Annotated in this window: 21 protein-coding genes, 2 tRNA genes and 1 other annotated feature; of the genes, 9 read left to right on the forward strand and 14 right to left on the reverse strand. The window is 39.7% G+C overall.

The genetic code is table 11. The features are described 5' to 3' along the window. Window positions 1-94 precede the first annotated feature (94 nt). Together FN960_RS05330 and FN960_RS05335 are read right to left on the reverse strand one after the other, a co-directional pair. Complete coding sequence (locus tag FN960_RS05330; RefSeq protein ID WP_143847603.1) at window positions 95-469, reverse strand: iron chaperone; 375 nt, start codon at window positions 467-469, stop codon at window positions 95-97. Window positions 470-836: 367 nt separating this feature from the next. Next, window positions 837-1,130 (reverse strand): hypothetical protein, encoded by a 294-nt coding sequence (locus tag FN960_RS05335; RefSeq protein WP_143847604.1) that lies wholly within the window; start codon window positions 1,128-1,130, stop codon window positions 837-839. Between the two features lie 134 nt (window positions 1,131-1,264). Here FN960_RS05335 and FN960_RS05340 point away from each other — a divergent pair, with 134 nt between their 5' ends. Both FN960_RS05340 and FN960_RS05345 read left to right on the forward strand, forming a co-directional pair. Next, window positions 1,265-1,609 carry a hypothetical protein gene (locus tag FN960_RS05340; protein WP_143847605.1) on the forward strand — a complete coding sequence of 115 codons (345 nt, stop codon included), beginning with the start codon at window positions 1,265-1,267 and terminating at the stop codon, window positions 1,607-1,609. A 71-nt stretch (window positions 1,610-1,680) separates the two neighbouring features. Then, entirely contained in the window at window positions 1,681-1,881 is a 201-nt protein-coding gene (locus tag FN960_RS05345) for a hypothetical protein (protein ID WP_143847608.1), read from the forward strand. Between the two features lie 422 nt (window positions 1,882-2,303). On the opposite strand, the gene FN960_RS05355 is transcribed toward FN960_RS05345, so the two are convergent. Together FN960_RS05355 and FN960_RS05360 are read right to left on the reverse strand one after the other, a co-directional pair. Then, window positions 2,304-3,101, reverse strand: coding sequence for an SDR family NAD(P)-dependent oxidoreductase (locus tag FN960_RS05355; RefSeq protein ID WP_143847612.1), 798 nt, complete (start codon window positions 3,099-3,101; stop codon window positions 2,304-2,306). 109 nt (window positions 3,102-3,210) lie between these two features. Further along, on the reverse strand, window positions 3,211-4,059 hold the full coding sequence (locus FN960_RS05360; RefSeq protein WP_143847614.1) for a helix-turn-helix transcriptional regulator: 849 nt from the start codon (window positions 4,057-4,059) through the stop codon (window positions 3,211-3,213). A 337-nt stretch (window positions 4,060-4,396) separates the two neighbouring features. On the opposite strand from FN960_RS05360, the gene FN960_RS05365 reads away from it, so the two are divergent. The 3 genes from FN960_RS05365 to FN960_RS05375 are packed head-to-tail and all read left to right on the forward strand — an operon-like array spanning window position 4,397 to window position 5,806. Continuing rightward, a complete protein-coding gene (locus FN960_RS05365) occupies window positions 4,397-4,858 on the forward strand; it encodes a MarR family winged helix-turn-helix transcriptional regulator (protein WP_143847616.1) in 462 nt (153 codons plus the stop codon). Then, complete coding sequence (locus FN960_RS05370) at window positions 4,855-5,499, forward strand: nitroreductase family protein (RefSeq protein WP_143847618.1); 645 nt, start codon at window positions 4,855-4,857, stop codon at window positions 5,497-5,499. Before FN960_RS05365 ends, FN960_RS05370 begins: the two co-directional genes overlap by 4 nt. A gap of 13 nt (window positions 5,500-5,512) precedes the next feature. Further along, window positions 5,513-5,806, forward strand: coding sequence for a putative quinol monooxygenase (locus FN960_RS05375; RefSeq protein ID WP_143847620.1), 294 nt, complete (start codon window positions 5,513-5,515; stop codon window positions 5,804-5,806). Between the two features lie 55 nt (window positions 5,807-5,861). On the opposite strand, the gene FN960_RS05380 is transcribed toward FN960_RS05375, so the two are convergent. Further along, a complete protein-coding gene (locus FN960_RS05380; RefSeq protein WP_143847622.1) occupies window positions 5,862-7,082 on the reverse strand; it encodes an MFS transporter in 1,221 nt (406 codons plus the stop codon). A 152-nt stretch (window positions 7,083-7,234) separates the two neighbouring features. On the opposite strand from FN960_RS05380, the gene FN960_RS05385 reads away from it, so the two are divergent. Together FN960_RS05385 and FN960_RS05390 are read left to right on the forward strand one after the other, a co-directional pair. Continuing rightward, window positions 7,235-8,005: a MerR family transcriptional regulator gene (locus FN960_RS05385; RefSeq protein WP_143847624.1), complete on the forward strand. Its 771-nt coding sequence runs from the start codon at window positions 7,235-7,237 to the stop codon at window positions 8,003-8,005. 98 nt (window positions 8,006-8,103) lie between these two features. Beyond that, window positions 8,104-8,374: a binding site (T-box leader), on the forward strand. A 64-nt stretch (window positions 8,375-8,438) separates the two neighbouring features. Further along, entirely contained in the window at window positions 8,439-9,635 is a 1,197-nt protein-coding gene (locus tag FN960_RS05390) for an MFS transporter (protein ID WP_143847627.1), read from the forward strand. A 73-nt stretch (window positions 9,636-9,708) separates the two neighbouring features. Here the strand turns inward: FN960_RS05390 and FN960_RS05395 are convergent, their stop codons facing one another. From FN960_RS05395 to FN960_RS05415, 4 genes are all read right to left on the reverse strand, one after another. Next, the gene (locus tag FN960_RS05395) at window positions 9,709-10,062 is read right to left on the reverse strand and encodes a hypothetical protein (protein ID WP_143847628.1); all 354 of its coding nucleotides are present in this window, start codon (window positions 10,060-10,062) and stop codon (window positions 9,709-9,711) included. A 1,187-nt stretch (window positions 10,063-11,249) separates the two neighbouring features. Further along, a complete protein-coding gene (locus tag FN960_RS05405) occupies window positions 11,250-12,089 on the reverse strand; it encodes a carbohydrate ABC transporter permease (RefSeq protein WP_438799708.1) in 840 nt (279 codons plus the stop codon). Further along, complete coding sequence (locus FN960_RS05410) at window positions 12,086-12,937, reverse strand: carbohydrate ABC transporter permease (protein WP_143847631.1); 852 nt, start codon at window positions 12,935-12,937, stop codon at window positions 12,086-12,088. Before FN960_RS05410 ends, FN960_RS05405 begins: the two co-directional genes overlap by 4 nt. Before the next feature lie 70 nt (window positions 12,938-13,007). Continuing rightward, window positions 13,008-14,264: an ABC transporter substrate-binding protein gene (locus FN960_RS05415; protein WP_143847633.1), complete on the reverse strand. Its 1,257-nt coding sequence runs from the start codon at window positions 14,262-14,264 to the stop codon at window positions 13,008-13,010. Window positions 14,265-14,539: 275 nt separating this feature from the next. On the opposite strand from FN960_RS05415, the gene FN960_RS05420 reads away from it, so the two are divergent. After that, on the forward strand, window positions 14,540-15,577 hold the full coding sequence (locus tag FN960_RS05420; protein ID WP_185970933.1) for a LacI family DNA-binding transcriptional regulator: 1,038 nt from the start codon (window positions 14,540-14,542) through the stop codon (window positions 15,575-15,577). 283 nt (window positions 15,578-15,860) lie between these two features. Next, window positions 15,861-16,805 (forward strand): aldo/keto reductase, encoded by a 945-nt coding sequence (locus FN960_RS05425; RefSeq protein ID WP_143847637.1) that lies wholly within the window; start codon window positions 15,861-15,863, stop codon window positions 16,803-16,805. Window positions 16,806-16,874: 69 nt separating this feature from the next. On the opposite strand, the gene FN960_RS05430 is transcribed toward FN960_RS05425, so the two are convergent. The 5 genes from FN960_RS05430 to FN960_RS05450 form a co-directional block, all read right to left on the reverse strand. After that, a complete protein-coding gene (locus FN960_RS05430; protein ID WP_143847639.1) occupies window positions 16,875-17,189 on the reverse strand; it encodes a YxeA family protein in 315 nt (104 codons plus the stop codon). 16 nt (window positions 17,190-17,205) lie between these two features. After that, window positions 17,206-19,128 (reverse strand): FtsX-like permease family protein, encoded by a 1,923-nt coding sequence (locus FN960_RS05435; protein WP_143847641.1) that lies wholly within the window; start codon window positions 19,126-19,128, stop codon window positions 17,206-17,208. Further along, window positions 19,125-19,904, reverse strand: coding sequence for an ABC transporter ATP-binding protein (locus FN960_RS05440; RefSeq protein ID WP_143847643.1), 780 nt, complete (start codon window positions 19,902-19,904; stop codon window positions 19,125-19,127). Before FN960_RS05440 ends, FN960_RS05435 begins: the two co-directional genes overlap by 4 nt. A 262-nt stretch (window positions 19,905-20,166) precedes the next feature. Beyond that, window positions 20,167-20,239, reverse strand: a tRNA-Thr gene (locus FN960_RS05445). Between the two features lie 2 nt (window positions 20,240-20,241). Beyond that, window positions 20,242-20,316 (reverse strand) — tRNA-Asn (locus tag FN960_RS05450).

Consider the following 20,316-nt stretch of genomic DNA (forward strand, 5'->3'; position numbering starts at 1 on the left):
ACGTAATTTATCACCTTCCTTCTTTATTGTATGGGAGACTTAATCCTCAACCCTTGTCATTTCAACGCCCTCCTCCTATAGTAATAACTACGAATTATTCCTTCCTCCAAAAACTCGTACAGTCCGCCTTGTCCTCAATATTAAAGGCGATCATACGCTCTAGTAAGGAAAAATCGACAGGTTCACTCCACTTAAAGCGTACCAGCTGCTTTGTGTAATCATAGCCCCCTTGCTCAAGGACCTCGTCAAAATGGATCATGCCTGCTCTTTCAGGGGAAACGGACATATGCTTTTTCGCCGTGCTAAAACCCATAATAAATGTACCGTGATCCGTAAACATGGGTTGATTCCAAGCAATGCGTTGCTCTAATTGTGGAAATGTTTCTTTGACCCATTCAAAAATGTACTCCATTCTTTCTCGATGCTCAGGTACGTCAATCGTGGCTAGGTAATCTTCAAATGTTTCCATGTGGTTGCCTCCTACAATCTTTTCTTTATTATACCTTGATCATCTCCAGATAAAAGTTTATTTCTAAAACATCTAATGATAATGAATAAAGTACTTTTTTGCCCTAGATGCAATAATCGTGCAGCTTTTTATAGTTATATGGAAGTTGCTGAGGTTCTTGGAGTAGAGAAACGGGGATATTCAACCAAGAGTGTAAGTATGGGGTCAACAGGCACAGTCATTGAAATTACTAAGAGAGTCCTTCATAAGACCAAGAAGAAGAGTAATGTTAAGGACAAGAGCATCGTCATGTTTACCAACAACCTAAAACCACTGAGCCTAGATAAAAAAGAGGCGAGCAGGTAGTTGCCGCCTCTCCTGTATAGGGTTATCTAAACAAACTAAACCACAACGGCACAGTGGTTACTGTAAACTCCTCTGTCGTACAATCAGATTCTGGGCTGAACCTTGAATGATCTTCTACCTTTTCAAACGTAGTTTCATCAATATTATTTGTAAATTCCGCTTGATCAAAGCAAGCGGGTGCACTGTATTCCCCGAGTGTATAGTCAATAATAACCGTATCATTTTCCGGTGGGTCGACTTCAACTGGTATCACAAAGCCCAAAACAATAATAAGTACACTTACAAATACGCCAATTAACCAACGATATCGTTTCATTATGTATAAGCCCCTTCTGTTCACTCACATCATGCCCTAGTTATAATAAGTGTAGCCCTAAATACATACGAGAACAAGAATACAATAGGCAAAAAAGTGAACAAAACAAGACTATAAAGAAAAGGTGAAAAAATATGATCTCTTACAAGGTTTACTATGATTATCATGAAGGTAAAAAAGTACCTATCTGGCTTATTATCAATACAAGAGATTCCCATATAGATTGGGAGCAGCCACAGCTATCCGTTCCTGTGCAAACACCTTTTGAAATGCACCCTTCAGAGGACTTTGATCCTGATGCCATGAATGTAACGATACTTATTGATGACTTGATCTTAAACACGCGGTCACATACTTTTGGGATAAACCTTATATCCTTACAGCAACGATTAGAATTACATGGTGTTTCCGCTGGGCAGGTTGATAACCTCGTAATACAGGTGGCAGACATTGAGGAAGTGCTGCACTCTAGCTTGTAGGTGGATATTCTATTGTTTTGTAAGTAATTCTCAGGGTATGGAAAGACTAACAAAACTATGGAGGTTAAACTATGACAGGCAATCGTTTTACGAACGGACTCATCGCCTTCACTATATTTTTCTTTTTTAGCTTTTTACTTCAATTTTTTGCTGAGGATGGTCGTTATAGCTTCTCAGCGAACTGGCCCACTCACGCTATGTTTGGCCTTGGTGGGTTTATTGCTTATGTATTAATTGGAGCTTCGTTGAAGAAGACGAGGAAGGACGTGTAGAGGTCTTTATTTTATTTAATGATACAATAAGCTAAATTACCCAAAAAAGGAGCTGTCAGGTTTTGCTAAAAATATTAATTACTATATCATCCATAATTGTTTTGATTATCAGTGCCTTTGGTCTACTTACAAACAATCATGACCTTCTACCGTATATGTTTCTATTTTTAAGCTTGTCGATGCTCTTGTTGGGATTATTAGAGTTTAAGAGAAATCGAAGGGTTGGATGGATACTGGTTTCTGTCTTTATAGTCACATTTTTTGTATTTATAACTGAGCTATTTTAATTAATTAAGTACAATTACATCAAGATAGTTATTCCAATAATGGTGAATAAGGTAATACCTACGCCAATTCGCTAGATCCAAAAAACAAAAACACCTTCCATCGTTGTGAAGGTGTTTTACGTATGTTTATTTCATTCAGTTTGCTTTTGGGCGCGATAGGCGTTCCATGAGTAAAGCTACTCTTCGTCGGGGTAAGACACGTCCCATTTGGGCCGCCATAAAATTGTTACGTCCATCGACGATATAACTGCTTCCACGATCAATTCCACGGAAACCAGCCTGCACTACGTTTTCTGGGGTGGACATCGCACTTCCCGCTGCCATATCCTTGCTACCTACCGCATCAAAAAAGCCTGTATCCGTTGCACCTGGGCACAGGGCAAGCACGCGTACACCTCGTTCGCGGGTTTCCGCCCACAGTGCTTCGGTGAAAGATAACACAAACGCTTTGGTGGCACCATAAACAGCTGAGTAAGCACAAGGTACAAAAGAGGCCATCGATCCCACGTTTACGATGATGCCATCCTGGCGTTTAAGCATGCCGGGTAAAAAGTGATGTGTCAAGTCAACAAGTGCAGCTGTATTCAGCATAATCTCTTGCTGCTCTCGCTCCGCATCTATATCTTCAAAGCGGCCATATGTACCAAAGCCCGCATTGTTGATAAGAATATCAACCGTTAGACCAAGTTCGGCGATTATTTCGGCCAGTTGACGTGGTGCAGCTGCCTTAGACAAATCGATAGGCACGGCATATGCATTTATACCGTGTTTCCGTTTGATTTCGCTCGCTAATGCCTCCAGCTTATCTTTGGAACGCGCAGCAAGTACGACATGGCAGCCTCTTAACGCCAATTCTTTGGCATACACCTCTCCGATCCCGGATGAAGCTCCGGTGACCACTGCCAGCTTGCCTACATATTGATATTGGTTCATGAAATCGCCTCTTTTTCGTTGAAGTTATCTTGATCCTAACAACAACAAAGAAAGCTAACCACACTGCACTCATACTATTAACGAGACTAACAGGCTAAGAGTGCATGAATTATTCCGTGTCTTGAGCGAGGAGAAGTGAAAGTTTCTCTTCCGTTCCCGAACCAGGTGTTGGTACCAGAAAACACCAGTGCAGCCCTGGATTGTTATCAATGGCCACCGCGCAATGAATAGTGAACGCGAGCTCCTGTCCGGTAGGAAGACGATAATGAACTGGAACTATGTTTTTTTGGCGAATCTCATGCCGATCCCACATACGCGCGAAGTCCTCACTGTTCTGTTTTAATCGTTCAAATCGTTCCATGTATAAAGGATTATCTTTGTGTTGAACGTAGCTTGCCCGGCTCAATGCGGTCATATAACTTGCAAAATCCTCCCAATTGAGCATCCTTTTTTGGTACTCCATATTTAAAAACGGTAGCAACACGATGTTTCGCTCACTCTCCGGCAAGCCTCCAAAATCGGCTACAATTAGCTCTGCCCCCCGGTTCCAAGCAATTACATCAGCTACTTCATTTACAATAAATGAAGGATAACGCAATTGATTCACGAGATCTTGCAGAAATTTAGCATTAAGTTTTTCAGAGTTTGATGAAAAATAGGTGCTAGTGGGATCATATGTAGCCAAGTCGAATAGATACTTCTTCTCGTCCTTATCCAGTTGAAGTGCCTGACTGATACTGGACAACACTTCAGGTGAAGGGTTCCTCTCTCGACCCTGCTCCAACCAGGTATAATACGTGATACTCACATTAGCAAGGTAGGCAACTTCCTCTCTTCTAAGTCCTGGCGTACGTCTTCGTCCAGGATTTGTATTGATCCCTGCGTCTTCAGGCTGAAGTCGGTACCGGCGAGACTTAATGAATTCTCCTAATGCAGATGACGTTTCACGGTTCACCATATCACTCAGGCCTCCTTTATATCAGTCTAATTTATCGTATTTATACTGATAATTTCAGAATACTACAAAAATATCCAGATGTCTTCGGTTGTTTTCAGTAAAAATAATGCACCCTCCATCGCCTGGAAGGTGCCTTGCATTGTGTTTTCTTTACACTAAATCAAATAAAGTACTAACATCAATTGTAGGTTTGCCTGGTTCTGTTAGCTGAAACACAAACTCTTCATTTTCCTCAGCCACATGCAGTTATATTGACATTTATATCGTCAGGAGATATCATTGACCTATCAATTATTGATACTTCAATAATTGATAGGTCAATGTTCAGAAAGAGGGTATGTCTGTGACCATTTGTACCGTTCGTTTGCAAATCTTTTTACAGCTTCAGGCTGTAAATAAAGAGCTCACCTCAAAGTTTGAGTCATGTTTAGGGTCCAGTCCTTCCCGTGTGGAGATCCTTCATTACTTATTACAGCATGAGGAAGTGGCCCAATCAGCTTTGCAAAAAGAAGTGAATATTGATGCCGCTGCTGTCACTAGGCATTTAAAACAACTTGAAGCTGCCGGCACGATTGTACGTTATAGAAAAGAAGATAATCAGCGAGCAACGTGGGTGAAATTAGAAGCAGAAGCCAAACGTCAAATTGAGCATTCCTATCAGGAGAAAAGCCAATTTGTGAAGGACACTCTTGCTGGATTTTCAGAAGAAGAGCTAGAACAGTTTCTGCAGATGCTGGATAGAGTCAGTGAAAATGTATCACGTGTCACAAAGAGTCAATTAGGAGGAGAACATAAATGAATCAAACATCTGTTTACAATAAAGAGGCATTCCTAGAAATCGTAAAGGATCGCCGTTCCGTCCGTACGTATGATGAAAACATCAAAATTAGTAAGGAAGAAATGACTGAAATCCTTTCAGTAGCCACAAAGGCTCCCTCTTCAACCAATATACAGCCATGGCGCTTTGTGGTGATTGACAGCCCGGAAGCAAAAGCAACGCTTGCTCCGCTAGCCATGTTTAATCAACAGCAAGTAACAACCTCATCTGCCGTCATCGCTGTTTTTGCCGATATGAACAATCTTGACTATTTGGAAGAAATCTATGGAAAAGCCGTAGAGCAAGGTCTAATGCCTGAAGACGTAAGAGATCGACAAGTACCTGCTATACGCGGACTATTAGGTAGTAGGACGGATCAAGCAAATAAAGAAAGCATATTGATCGACAGTGGCCTAGTCTCCATGAACCTTATGCTGACTGCAAAAGCATATGGCTATGATACATGTCCAATTGGTGGCTATGAGAAGGATAAGATCGCAGAAGCATTTGATTTGGAAAAGGATCGTTATGTACCAGTTATGCTATTATCTATCGGAAAAGCCGTAGATCCAGGTTACGCTTCTTATCGCTTGCCGGTAGACCAAATTGCAGAGTGGAAATAAGGAGAGAAAAACAATGATTATCATTCACGCAAAAATGTCGGTTAAACCAGAATATAAAGAGGAATTTCTAAAAGAAATTGAAGCAGTCATTGAGGGAACTCGTGCCGAAGCTGGTAATACCAGCTACGAGCTATTCCAAGATCCAAAAGACGCTAACGGATTTGTTATGGTAGAGAATTGGAAGGACATGGAGGCTGTCCAAGCGCATAACACAAGCCCCCATTTCCAATCCTTCATCGCAGCTGCTAAAGATATGCTAAGTGCTCCCCTACAAGCAGATGTGTATCAAGGCGAGAAACTGAATTAGTTAAAAGGGATGACCGTGACGGTCATCCCTTTTCTATTGTTTTGACCTTCTTCTACTAATAGGTAGACGTGTAATTTCGATACGTTTTCCCCTTCCATAAAGTAATCAAAGCTATGAGTAGACCAACTAGAGAAAAGCATAATATGACTAATTGAATATCAATTCCTCTGGAAACAAGTAATGTGACACTCGCATAAGCAAGTGGGTCAAACCCGTTCATGGCCAGAAACACAATACTCATGACTCTTCCCATAATTCGAGGATCCGTATCTTCCTGTGCTGAAGTGAAGAACGGAATGGAAACAAAGGTCATCGTAAATCCAATGAAGAAGGCCAACGCGGTTAAAATATACAGATTCGGGATTTGACTAAACGCTATAGCCACAAGTAACGTGGCAATTAATCCAGCAAGCGAGGTTAATCCCCTACGTCTCATTTTCACCAAACCGATTATTGCTGTACTTACAAGCATTCCAATACCTAAAGCCGCCTCAATGTAACTAAGATTAATAGGCGTGCCTCCATAGGTCTCAACTAAAATGGGGATAGCAATAGAGATCGCTCCAAAGGCAAAAAAGTTTAACGTAATTAATATGAGAATACCCGTTAGTAGATATTTACTGGCTCTAACATACGTAAACCCTTCGATTAGATCTTTAAGCGGTGTTTGTTTAATTGTATTGTCTACAGGACCTTCCTTTAAGAAAGGTGGAAACATAAAAAAGGCTGATAATAACACAATAATTGCTGCCACTAAATAACCAGTTGTGACGCCAGCGAATTCCATCACACTTCCAGCTATAACTGGCCCAATCACAAAGCCTATCTGTCCCAAACCTTGAATGATGGCATTCGCTTGTTTGATTTGATGGCCCTGTACCAACTTCGGAATTAGTGATGTTCCTGCTGGTCCAGAAAACGCATCCAATGTACCAAAGCAGAAACCCAATATGATGAGGTATACAAACGTTAACTGATTGGCATCATTCAATAAATAGATGATAACCAGAAGAATTCCTTGGATTGAACTTGTACTAAACATGATGGTTGTCTTTTTAAATTTATCAGCGAGAACTCCACCAAATGACATCATCAGAATACGAGGCACCGTAATGGCAATGAGTATGAGGCCTAGTGATCTAGCAGAACCTAAATCAGAAATGACAAACCAAGTAGTCGTCATGAAAAACATGGTAAAACCGATTATCGCCAAAAAACCTCCAATAAATAGAAAAATAAATGGACGATTTCGAAATAATGATTGTTGTTGTTCCATACATAACCTTCCTCTCAGGTGTAATATAGAACCAATCATAGATTGTGACGTAACGTCGTAAGCAACCCTTTTTATAAATTCCATTCCGTTTATTTATATATTTGATTGTGACGTTACGTCACAGGATATAATCTAGAAAAGGAGGTCGTAACATGGAAGTGACAATTGGACAATTTGCAAAAATAGTCGCTACAACGGTAAGAACACTACGTTACTACGATAAAATCGAGTTACTTACTCCCCAAAAATATAATAAAAGCGGTCGAAAACTATATACACAGCTAGAATGGGAACTCTATCAGCAAATCATGATTTTAAAGCATTTCGGTTTATCTTTACATGAAATAAAAGAACAACTGACAGATCAAAAGTTAAAGCATCGAGAGCTACTGCTTGCGCAAAAACAGTTAATAGAGAAAAAACAAGCCGAGCTAAATGATATGTTAGAAGTTATTTCAAGAATGGAGAGGCTGTACGGCGTTGAAGGTATTTCCGAGGAGGAACTACATGATTTCACTTTCATTTTGCTCGATTTATTTAGGCGAGAAAAAATACAAATGCAAGCAATCGAACATCATTTTAAGGCTGACGAGCAGCTTATGAAAGAGATAAAGTTGTTACATAATCCACAATTTCAAGAGAAGTTAGATAGAGAAATGTTATTATTAATTCAAGCCATTAGTCATGCCATACAGTTTGATGACGCTCCAAGCAGACAAAAAGTACAAGATATCCTAAAAAAAATGGATCACTTATTTCCAGCGAATAGAAGCTTTTTAAATCTTACTGAAGATGATGATTTCTTTGCCAAGTACAGTCACGAGTTTAACAATTATTTTCCTGAGGACATAGCTAGATATATTTTAAAAGAGATGAAGGCGTATTATACAGATAAAGAAAATCATAATGATAATAAGGAATAAACAGTTTTTAACATGAAGAATTGTATACTTAATTACATTCAATCTAGAATTCATTTTCCTCTTTCCTTTATTTAGAAAATTGGGTACAATAGAAAAACGAAAAGGCAATGATGAGAAGAGTATTTGTGCAAAAGCATAACAGAGAACTCCAGATGGTGGGAATGGAGGATGTAATGGCACAAGGAAACAAGTCTCTGAGCTGTACAAAGGATCTTTCAATTGAAAGTGATGGTGTACCGGGTTCTCCCGTTATAGAGATAGAGTATAATCATGTTTACCTGACGTACTTGAAAAGGTTGTTGTAGCGATACAATAACAAACTGGGGTGGCACCGCGAAACTTCTAACAATCCGAAGTCTCGCCCCCAAGGTTTAGAACCTTGGGAGGTGAGACTTTTTTTGTTGTTCAAAAAATTGGTTAGGAGCGGTGCTATATGAATTGGAAAGCCCCTTTGCTTTTGCTTATCGGTGTTGGCATATCAAATATTGGTGCATGGGTTTATTTACTCGCATTAAATGTAATGGTATTAATTATGACGGATTATTCGCCACTCGCCGTGGGAGTATTATATATGTTAATTCCGATCGCTACACTTGTAACGGATGTGTGGGCCGGTTCATTTATTGATCGGTTAAATAAACGAACATTGATGATCACGCTAGACGTCGTTCGAGCATGCCTCATCTTTTGTTTACCATTTTTGGATTCATTAATCTTGATTTATTTCCTTGTTTTTATCATTAATATGGGAAGTTCAATCTTTGAATCGACCTCTCTTGTCTATATGACGAAGTTGATTCCGAAAGAAAGTCGGCAACGTTTTAATTCACTGCGCAACTTTATTCAGTCCAGTGGTTTTATCATTGGTCCATCGATTGCAGGACTTCTCTTTATCATAAGCACCCCGGAGATGGCTATTTTTATGAACGCCGTTGCTTTAGTTCTTTCAGCATTTGTTATTATGCTGCTTCCGAACGTTGATCAAAGGGATGAAGAAGCTATCTATACAAGAATCACGTTTGCTGTTATCAAGGAAGATTGGAAAATGGTTCTTGCTTATGGACGTAAACACACACATGTCACGTGGGTATACCTATTATTCGGAGGGTTTGGCGTGTTTTTAGCTGGAATAGATTCAATTGAAGCAGCTTTTGCAACGTCCGTATTACTTTTCTCAGAAAGCACCTATGGATTTTTAGTTGGAATTGCAGGCCTTGGGATGGTAGCAGGTTCATTACTTAATGCCTGGTTTGCGAAAGTGTTGAAAATAAATATATTAATTGGTCTCGGGGCAATGATTACCCCTATTGGGTACTTAATATTTGCGTTCTCGACTTCCTTTACCATCGCTTCAATTGGATTTTTTACAATGACATTTGCAATCACGTTTGCACATGTAGGGTTTTTAACGTTTTACCAAAACCATGTTCCCGTATCAATTATGGGTCGATTTACAAATCTTATAGGCATGGTTGAAGCGGGCTGTGCAATAGTGATGGTGGCTCTTATTAATATATTTGCAGAATGGATCGCCATTCGGCCCATCTATATTTTAAGCTCGACCGTGTTTCTACTGCTTGGCTTTTATATTTATAGGGTTGTAATGAATAAAGAAAAGGAACGTTTATAAGGAAGAGATGTCCGTATAGTAAATGAAGAAAGAATGGCCTCGATTCTGAGAGCCATTTTTTTACGTTTAGACCTTATTCGTTATTAATTTCAATTCTTGTTACAGCATGTTGAACGGGAGGTAAAGATTCTTCTATCATCGATCCGTCATGATACACTGTTACGTTGTCATTTACAACAAGGTCTCTTTCAAGGGTATCTTCAATAGAGCTAATTGGAAAAATGACAGTTGAGTATTCTTCGTTTTCATTGCTAGATTCAACAGTTATTCTCGTACCTGGTGTATGGTCCGCTTCACCAATTTCAGTAATTGTTCCCTCGTAACTGTATTCGTTTTCAACATCTTCGGCAGGCTCTTCAGCTGTTCCATTGCCGCATCCAATCATAATAAAGGAAAAGGGTATCATTAGTAATAAAAGTTTATACAAGTCTATCCCTCCTAATTATTTGTAAATCTAACAGTAACATAAGATAATTTAATTATCATTGAGCTACCATTCATAATTACTATTAGGGGTCCAAGTATCTTTTCGCGGAAAACATACGCTAAGGTTTTGTTCAGAAAACCCTGAGTTTCTTAAAACCTTATTAATAAAGGATTATAGAGGTTTACCTCTTGTTTAAATGTCCAATAACTTATCCCTTTATCTGGATTTATCTTTCCGGACGAAGGGTCAATAAAAGTTAAAGGTAAAGAAATAGGAAAAGATATAAGGTTTCCTGATAATTTTGGAATTATTATAGATCGCCCAGGTTATATTGCAAATAAAACAGGTTTTCAAAATCTAAAAGAATTAGCATTGATCAGAGGTAAAATTGATGATAAAAAAATCTCTGAATCAATGGAATTGGTAGGTTTAAAGAGTGATTCAAAGTAAATCGTTAAAAATTACTCTTTAGGTATGAAATAAAAGTTAGCTATTGCGCTAGCCATTATGGAGGATCAACAAGTACTTTTACTGTCCAAAGCATTTAATGCTTTGGACAGTAAAAGCGTGAATGATATCCGAGACTTACTATTAAAGTACAAGTCAGAGGGTAGAACTATCATAATAAATAGTCACAACCAGGACGATATTAATATTTTATGTGATTATGTTTACAGGATTAATCAGAGTAATTTAGAACTAAACGAACCAATATAATTGAATATTAAGAACGCTACGTACGGTGGTGTGAGAGGTCGGATAATCAATTAATGATTATCCTTCTACTCGATGAGTATATTTATTTAATTAATTACTTCTCCAACTTCATCATTGAGATAAATCGACGGAGTCGGGTTAGCGCATAACCAAGACCACTGGATTAATTAGCAAGAAAAAGTCATAGAGCACCAAGATGAGAAGGTCTATACCAAGTAAGACCTTCTTTACTCCAAGAGGAATTCGTCTTTTACAAAGAGCGAATGGTGCTTACCAAGAAAATCCCTGACCATAACAAGAGAGAATGGGATTTACCAAGACATAAACGTATGCATTAACCGATATTGGAGGACTCACTCTCCTAAACTAGTCCGTTCTTCTCGCAAGTGTTTGAGCTCTACCGACTTTACAAAAAAAGAGAATAACGATTATCGCTACTCTCTTCCAATGAATCATTTTAAAATTACGTGTTACTTTAATGCGCTTCCTAGCATGCCGGAAATAAAGTGCTTTTGCATGGCGAGGAAGAAGATAAGAATAGGAACAGTAGCAATCGTAATCCCCATCATCACTTGACCATAATCTGTATAGGATACCCCACTAAGTGTAGATAAGGCCACTGGGAACGTGTACATGTCCGGTGTTCGTATGGCAATGAGTGGCCACATAAAGTTGTTCCATTGAAACATAAACAGGAAGATAGACGTTGCCGCTAAAGCTGGCTTCATTGACGGAAGAACAATCTGCAAAAAGATTCGCCATTCCCCCGCCCCGTCCAACCGCGCTGATTCCAGCAGTTCCGAAGGGAAAGCTAGAAAGTTTTGTCTCATAAGAAAGATCGCAAACGGATAACACAGTTGTGGTGCAATGAGAGCAAAGTATGTATTTAGTAAATCAAAATTTGCCATCATTTGAAACAGTGGTATTAACGTGGCTTGATATGGAATCATCATGGAAAGCAAAAAGATTGTAAAAATGAGGTTTCGCCCTCTAAATGAAAACTTAGCAAACGCATAGGCTGCGGTTGTGCTAATGGCTAATGCGAGTACAACGTATAAGCCTGCTACAAAAAGGGAGTTAAATAAAACACGCCAAATGCCTACATTCGCATCTAAATTCCTAAAGTTCTCCAAAAAATGACTACCAGGTATAAAGGTTGGAGGACTTGCAAACATAGATGAAGAAGGGTTGGTCGCACCAATAAACATCCAATAAAAAGGAAAGACTGATAGGATTAAAAAGATTAGAAGAAAGACATACATACTTATTTTCCCTAACAAGTGTCGCTGTCCTATTGCTGTTTTCATCATTTATCACCTGTTATTTTGAATTGAATTATGGAAAGCACAGCCACAAGCATAACGACTACATACGCCACGGCGCTTGCATAGTTAAAGTCAAAGTACTCAAATCCATTCTCATAGATATACAAACCGAGTGTCATTGTTGAGTTGGCTGGACCCCCGCTTGTAAGGTTAAAAGGTTCATCAAATAACTGCAGTGTACCAATCGTTGAAAGTATACCCGTGAACAAGATGACAGGCTTTAAGCTAGGGACCGTGATGGAAAAGAACTGTCTGATCTTCCCTGCTCCGTCCATTTTAGCTGCTTCATACATCTCATGCGGGATGTTTTGTAAAGCCGCTAGATAAATAATCATGTTATACCCCGTCCATCTCCACGTCATGGCGATAACAATGGAGATTTTAGCCCAAGTTCCATCTGTTAGCCAGGGAATGGCGGCTATTCCAAAGTTAGAAATCAATTGGTTGATCAGGCCATTATCTTGTAGTAGCACTGAAAATAGTAACGAATACGCAACCAATGAGGTTACCGCGGGCAAGAAGAACGAAACCCGAAAAAACCCTTTTAAGCGAAGCAGTTGATTGTTTAAGACATTTGCTAGGATCATTGAAAGTAATAGCATTAACGGTACTTGGAGTATAAAGATAATAAACGTATTTAATAGCGCCGTTTGAAAGATCGTGTCATAGATTAGTCGTATGTAATTGTCAAAGCCTGCAAAGACATAACTACCGCCTTCGAATTTTTGAAAACTAAGAATGACGGAAGCAATAATTGGGTAAGCCGTAAAAAGTAAAAATAAAATGACGGCTGGTGCTATAAATACATAGGGTGTTGCCTTTGACCGGTTCATCGCCACAGCCCTCTTTCTCTGAAACGGTGAAGCGGGTAAAATGACCGCTTCACTCGCTTTTGTGAGTTCATTAATTCATTCTGTTTTGTAATTGTTGTTCAGCGCTTGTCATGACTTCAGTAACATCTGCACCATTCGCTGCATTCGATTGAGCTGTTTCTGTTTCATCACGTGCAATGGAATAATTCCCTGTATAATTCACCGCAGGAATGTCATCCATCATCCCAGCAAATAGTTCCCAGATGGCCTGGTCTCCAAAGTAACCAACAGGAGAAGTGAAGATTTCATTGTCATAGATGGTGTTAAGAGAAGGAAACAGTCCGTTTTCCATAGCTGTTAGCTGCACGTCATCTGAAGTAGAAAAGTACTCCATGAATTCATAAGCAAGCTCAGGGTTGTCGGTACGTGATGAGATCATGTAGTTGCTTCCGCCTAGATTAGATGCGCGGTTCCCGCCTTCTTCCATTGCCGGAAGTGGCATTACGCCCCATTGCCCTTCTAAATCAGGTGCTTGTTCTGTTAATGACCCTGTTAACCATGCACCGGTTGGAGCAGTAGCTACACTACCGTTAGCTAATCCCGTTAACCAGGCATCCCATCCAACTAAATTTTCGTTTAATCCATCTTGATGAAGGCGTTGTATAATTTCCATGGCCTTGATAGATTCTTCAGATGCAAGAGCAATCTCTTCGTTCTCATCAAAATAGAATGTACCTTGTTGGTTTAAGATCATGCGGTAAACCCCATCATCATTACTAATATCAATGCCGGTTAAAGCAACATCAAGCTCGTCACGTAAGGTATGTCCCGCTTCAATAAAATCGTCCCATGTCTCAATTTGATCTGGATCTATGCCTGCCTCTTCAAATAAGTCCGTGCGGTAAAATACGCCTGCTGGACCTGCATCAAAAGGAAAACCATACACCCCATCGTCGACAGATAATAATTCAGTTTTAAAGGATGGAAATTTATCATGATGGTCTTCTCCAAATCCGTATTCAGAGATATCTAAAAAAGAGTCTTGAAAATTGGAAAGATAGCCTTGGACTCGGTCGTCTTCAACGAGCATAATATCTGGCAAACCTTCCCCATTCGCTTGAAGACCTGTAGTAATTCGTTGATAAACGTCTGGTGTACCTACTTCAATAATTTCTAATTCAAAGTCAGGATTGTCTGCTTTAAATTGCTCTGCTGCCTCTTCAAGAACAGGAATGTTAATATTCCATGCCCAAGCGGTCAACGTATTGTCATCGCTCCCAGAACCTCCGCAAGCTGATAAAGACACAAGTGCAACAATCGCTGCTGAATACATAGATAAACGTTTCATGTCATCGCTCCCCTTAAGCGGTTGTATTCATACAATGAATTGTCACCGCTTACATTTTTACAAATAAACTCTCTTTTTTCATTCCAATTAAGAATTACATTTAAAGAAACCGGTTTCATTTAACTTTAAAAAATAAATCCTTTTTTGTCAATATACATTTTTTACTTTCATAATTTTTTCTATTTGATCACTCCAGCACTTTGACTCTATTCACAATCGAATCTATAATTTTGGTAGAAATTAAGAAAATGATCGAGAGAGGAAGAAGACAACGCATGCTAAAGAAAGACGGCGTAACGATTTATCACATTGCCAAAGAAGCGAATGTGTCACCTGCCACTGTTTCGAGGGTATTAACAGGAAGTGCAAACGTTCGGGAGCCTGCAAAAAGCAGAGTGTTGGAGTTAATTAATAAATACAACTTTAAACCGAATGTGATGGCACAAAGCTTGTATTTAAAACAATCAAAGATGATTGGTATCATTCTTCCTGATATCGATCATCCCTTTTATTCGATGATTGTAAAGATGCTTGAAAGGCAGGCACTTGATAAAGGCTACACATGCCTCTTATGTAACTCTATGCAGAATTTCTCTATTGAACAAGCCTATTTAGATAGCCTCATCTCTCGCCAGGTTGATGGTATTGTTTTCTTAGGCGGGAGAATTAATCAAACTCACCCCACAGAGGAACTGCGCACAGGAATGATAGGCGCACTGGAGCATGTACCTATTGTGCTTGTAAATGGAAAGATGGATGGTGTAGATGCCCATACCATTCGCACAGATGAAGCTAGTGGCGTTCGCCGATTACTAGATATACTCGATCGTCAAGGACACCAGACGATTGGCCTGTTAGGTGGAGAGATAGGCGTCTCTTCGACAGATGAAAAGATAGATGTTTTTCGGGAGACGATGAAAGAAAAAGGATTAACATTTAAAGAGGAATGGATTCATAATAGTGGTTACAGCATTGAGGCAGGAGAAGAGGATGCAATGCACCTTATTCACCTCGATGATAGACCGACAGCGGTTCTGTGTATTAATGACTTTGTAGCGATTGGCGCCATTAAAATGTTTCAAAAGTTCGGATTGAAGGTTCCTACTGACATCTCGGTTACTGGCTTTGATGATACCTATCTAGCAGAGCACTTCCCCCCTGGCGTAACCTCTGTTAACCACAATTATCAAAAGCTCGCGAAAAAAACGATTGAAACGTTAATAGGTCTAATCGCGCAAGAAGAACAAGAAAAAGAAACCGTCATTCCAACGTATGTAACCGTGAGAAACTCTTGTGAAGAGCGGCAACGTTAGCAAAACCAATGCGTTGTCGTTATATTTTTTTCTTTATAGAGATAAATAACATGTATAAGCGATTGACAAAATCATCAAACCGATATACCTTTAATTGAAACCGGTTTCTTTTTTAAGGCTTTTTTCTCTATTCCACAGAAAAATGATATGATTTTTAAGACGTTGTATGATTGTGCAAAAACGTAAATACCGAGGTGTTTTTGGAAGCGTAATCATTATAGTAATTGTCATGATGGTTACGTGCTTCGTTTGCGATAATAAAGAAAGAGTGGTGCTTTAATACATGTTAAAATCAATCCAACTAGAAGGCTTGGCCTCACCTGTTTCATCTCTCATTATGGGATCTGACTATTTCACACCAGAAAATCAAGAAACGGCAACGCAGATGATTGAGAATTATTTACGTATCGGTGGAAACACCATCGACACAGCCTATATTTATAGTGGTGGGTTAAGCGAGCAAGCAATCGGCAATTGGTTAGATGCAGGCAATCGCGATCGAGTAAATATTTGGACAAAAGGAGGCCACCCGAACGAGCACGGACACACGATTAACCAAGCGGAACTTCAGGAACAGCTAAAAATTAGCCTGGATCGTCTTAAAACGGATCACGTGGAGCTTTACGCCCTCCATCGAGATGATCCTACAGTTCCAGTGGGTCAAATCTTAGAGTGGCTGAATCAGTTTGTAGAGGATGGCCATATCTCTACCTTTGGTGGTTCGAATTGGGAGACTTCTCGCCTTGAAGAAGCGAACGAATATGCAGCAACTCACGGATTACGTGCTTTCTCTTTTTCAAGTCCGAATTTAAGTCTCGCTAAAGCGAAGGAAGCGTACTGGCCGGGATGTATTAGCTTGAATCCTTCAGCCATTCAGTGGCATCAGCAGTCAAACATTCCGGTTCTTTCATGGTCCTCCCAAGCTCGGGGCTTTTTCACAGGACGTTTTGATCGCAATGACTTTTCAAACGAAGACCTAGTCCGCGTTTTTTATAATGATAAAAACTGGCAACGTTTTGATCGTGCCACAGAGCTCGCGAATGAAAAAGGCGTATCAACCATTGAAATTGCGCTGGCGTATGTATTAAATCAATCATTCCCTACCGCAGCCATTATCGGTCCTCAAAACAATGAAGAAATGCTTTCATGTGCGCATGGAGCAAAGCTACAATTAACTACAGAAGAAGTGAATTGGCTGAATTTAGATGTAGCTGTGCACTCTCGTTAAATAATGAAGACAATCTACTTCTTTAAAAGAGAAAGTAGATTGTCTTTTTTTTGCGCTAGCATTTTTATATCACGGCATTTCATCCTCATTGATAGATTTATATTCTTTAGAGTACGTCCCTTTCGCAAGCACTCTAATGAACGTACCTGGTTCGAGCCTTGCACTGGTGCTAAATATTACTCTTTTTGTTTTGTTATCCTGGTTAACACCTTTCAGGTCATACTTAAATCTTCCATTATCATCCGTTGGTTCATCATGAACTTCGACATAAACAAATTCTTCTTCAATCAATGGATTAAATCTGTCAAAGGTCTCACGGAAAATAAAGTATAGGCTTGCAACTGTAATCAGTAAAGCAAGAGTGGACACAAGTAGCTTTTTCATATTCAACGTTTCCTTTCTATAAGGCACTTTTGACAATGCTTTTGTAGTATTGAATGGTAAATGCCGCAAAGATTAAATAAATCACAATATATGCTGCCATACTAATCAGAATAGGGGTCAGCATGCTTGCTGCGATGAGAATAGAACTTACGTTAAGGGCAAAAGCAGCGTGAGTTAACCCTATTCCCAGAGGGATTAAATAAACAAAGAGCTGTTTACGAATGATGCCCTTCATAATATCATTCACTTGAAATCCAAGCTGTCGCAGGGTCCGATAATGATTTTTTTCTTGTTCAGCCTCTGTCATTTGTTTAAAGTACAATATACTTCCCGTTGATAGGAGAAAGACCAAGCCTAGAAAGCCGGCGATGAAAATGAGTAATCCAAAGGTTTGACGTGATCCCTCATAGGTGGAATAAAAGTCTCTGAGTAATAGGTCACGATCCACACTAGATAAAAAAATGTCTGTAGCAATATCCGTTTTCTCCGGATCCAATACGTTAAAAACATCAAAAGCCAAAGTTTCTTTGTACTCATCCTCCTGAATGCTGTCTCTCATTCTCGCGAAGGTTTCTTCAGATACAACTAATTGATCGCCATAAAAAATATAATTCATCACGTTATCAAGCCGAGATTTTGGGACCGTTAGTCGATTTACTTCATCATTCGACGCGTACCTCACCTCTTTTGGAGAGTTAACCTCCATGCCTTCTATAATGGCTCTCGAACTATGATAGATGGCTTCACCCTCTTGGGGACGTTCAAGCTCTAATCCAACCTGCTCCATCCGCTCTGCTGAGAACAGCAAAAACGGCCTATTCAGATGAGCTGCCTCTGAATCCTGTTCCACCCATGCGCCTTGAAATCGAATGCCATCTACTTGATATTGATCGAATTCTATCTGTGCCTCCTCTAACTTACTGGCTATCTCAGCGCCTTCTTCCGGCATATTCTCTAGGGCAAAATCAAAAGGCATCGACAATCTCACATCTGTTTCGGTTGAATAATATAAGGAATACGAAAGAGAGATCATCGTAATCGCCATAGCAGATAGGATCGTAATGATCGTTAACGAATTGGCGTGGCCTTTCATTCTGTGCATTAATGGCGCAACAGATAGGCTGTTATACAATCCGAGATTTCCACTTTTCTTTTTTCGAAAAGCATTCAATATCCAGCTAATTGTCGTATGAAAAACTAAATAGGTTCCGAGTATGGTACAAACGAGAACGATTAACATAAGAAAAACCAGAGCATCTGCGTTATATGCAATAAAAGTGGACACATAATAACCAAACCCAATTAAACTTAATCCTGCTAGCCCTAACATACCTGAAACGATGCTTGGACGTTCGACAAACGTATCGTTTTGATGATCTGCTTGAAATAATTCTAGTAATGTACTACGATAAACCGTCCATATAATTTGTATGGATGTGACCATAAGCAAGCAAGTAAAAACAGCAATCGTTTGGATTAGCGCTTGGAAGGAGAAGCTTAAGCCAAACACAACCTCAAGGCCAATCAGGTTCAAAAACAGCATAAGAAAGAGTCGCGAGAGTAATGCTCCAACGAGTGTTCCAATAAGCAAAGCCCCTAAACCCAAAATGGTATGTTCCAAAATTAATACTCGAGCGACCCAGGCCTTAGACAAGCCAATTAGCTGATACAATCCGATTTCTTGGCTTCTTCTTCTAATAAAGATGCTGGTCGCATACAGCGTAAACACAATCGTAATAAAAATGAGTAAGATTCCAGCGATTTGTAGGGCCGTCGAGAAGTTCACGCTAGCTTGAACCATTTTTCCAACAGTTTGATCATTTTGTAAGGTAGAAAAGATAAAATACAAACCGATGCTAAAAATCATCGCGAAAAAATAGAGATAATACATTTTGATGTTTTTTCGCATACTTCGGAGTACTAATTTCCGTGTGTTCATATCTGATTGCCTCCTCCAAGAACGGCTTGCATATCAAGAATGTCTTTAAAGAAGGTTTCTCTCGTTTTCTCTCCCCGATACAATTCAGAAAAAATTCTTCCATCCTTTAAAAAGATTACCCGGCTACAATAGCTAGATGCCATCGGGTCATGAGTCACCATGACAATCGTGACTTGGCGTGTTTGGTTAATCTCATGTAAATTCCCTAATAAATTGGAGGCGGCTTTTGAATCAAGGGCACCGGTGGGCTCATCAGCAAAAACAAGCGAGGGCGAGTGAATTAATGCTCGTGCTGCAGAGGTTCGCTGCTTTTGACCACCCGAAATTTCAGAAGGGTATTTATTTGCTAACTCCTTAATGCCTAACAACTCTGAAATCGCATCAAACTCTGTTTCAGCCTGATCTTTACTTATGTTTGTTAACGAAACAGGTAACAATATATTTTCTTTAACCGTCAACGTATCAAGCAAATTGTAATCTTGAAAAATAAACCCTAAATGCTGACGACGGATCCTTGAAAGTTGATGATCTTTCATTTTAGAAATCTCATGTTCATTTATAAAAATCTGCCCATCTGTAGCATGATCTATTGTGGCTAACGTATTAAGAAGCGTCGTCTTACCTGAGCCAGAAGGCCCCATGATGCCAACAAACTCCCCTTCCGCGACACGAAGATCGATTCCCTTTAAGACTTGTTGAGCATTTCCTTTAGAACCATAGGATTTACGTACTCCTTCAGCGATTAAAACGCTCTTTGGCGCATGATGAATAGTCATGTCGTACACTCCGATCAAATTGGTATAATCATAGTGTAGTTCTTTTTCAAATCAGGGTCGCACGCTTTAGATGACAAAATAAGTTGGTATGTGATATTTTTGTCACCTTAAACGTAGGTACATTAATACGCAACACTATTAACCATGACCAGTAAAAATCAGATTGTAGTGATGACCTAGGTCAGGTTCTGTTTTCTCTTTTTCACACAAAAAAGAGCCTCTCCATCAACGGAGAAACCCTTCTACACCAGTACTTCTATAAAGCTTCCAAGCGGATTCGAACCGCTGACCCCCACCTTACCATGGTGGTGCTCTACCTGCTGAGCTATGGAAGCAATGGCTCCACAGGTAGGACTCGAACCTACGACCGATCGGTTAACAGCCGATTGCTCTACCACTGAGCTACTGTGGA

Origin of the sequence: Alkalicoccobacillus porphyridii, assembly GCF_007293315.1 — a bacterium.
Taxonomy (GTDB): Bacteria; Bacillota; Bacilli; order Bacillales; family Bacillaceae_D; genus Alkalicoccobacillus; species Alkalicoccobacillus porphyridii.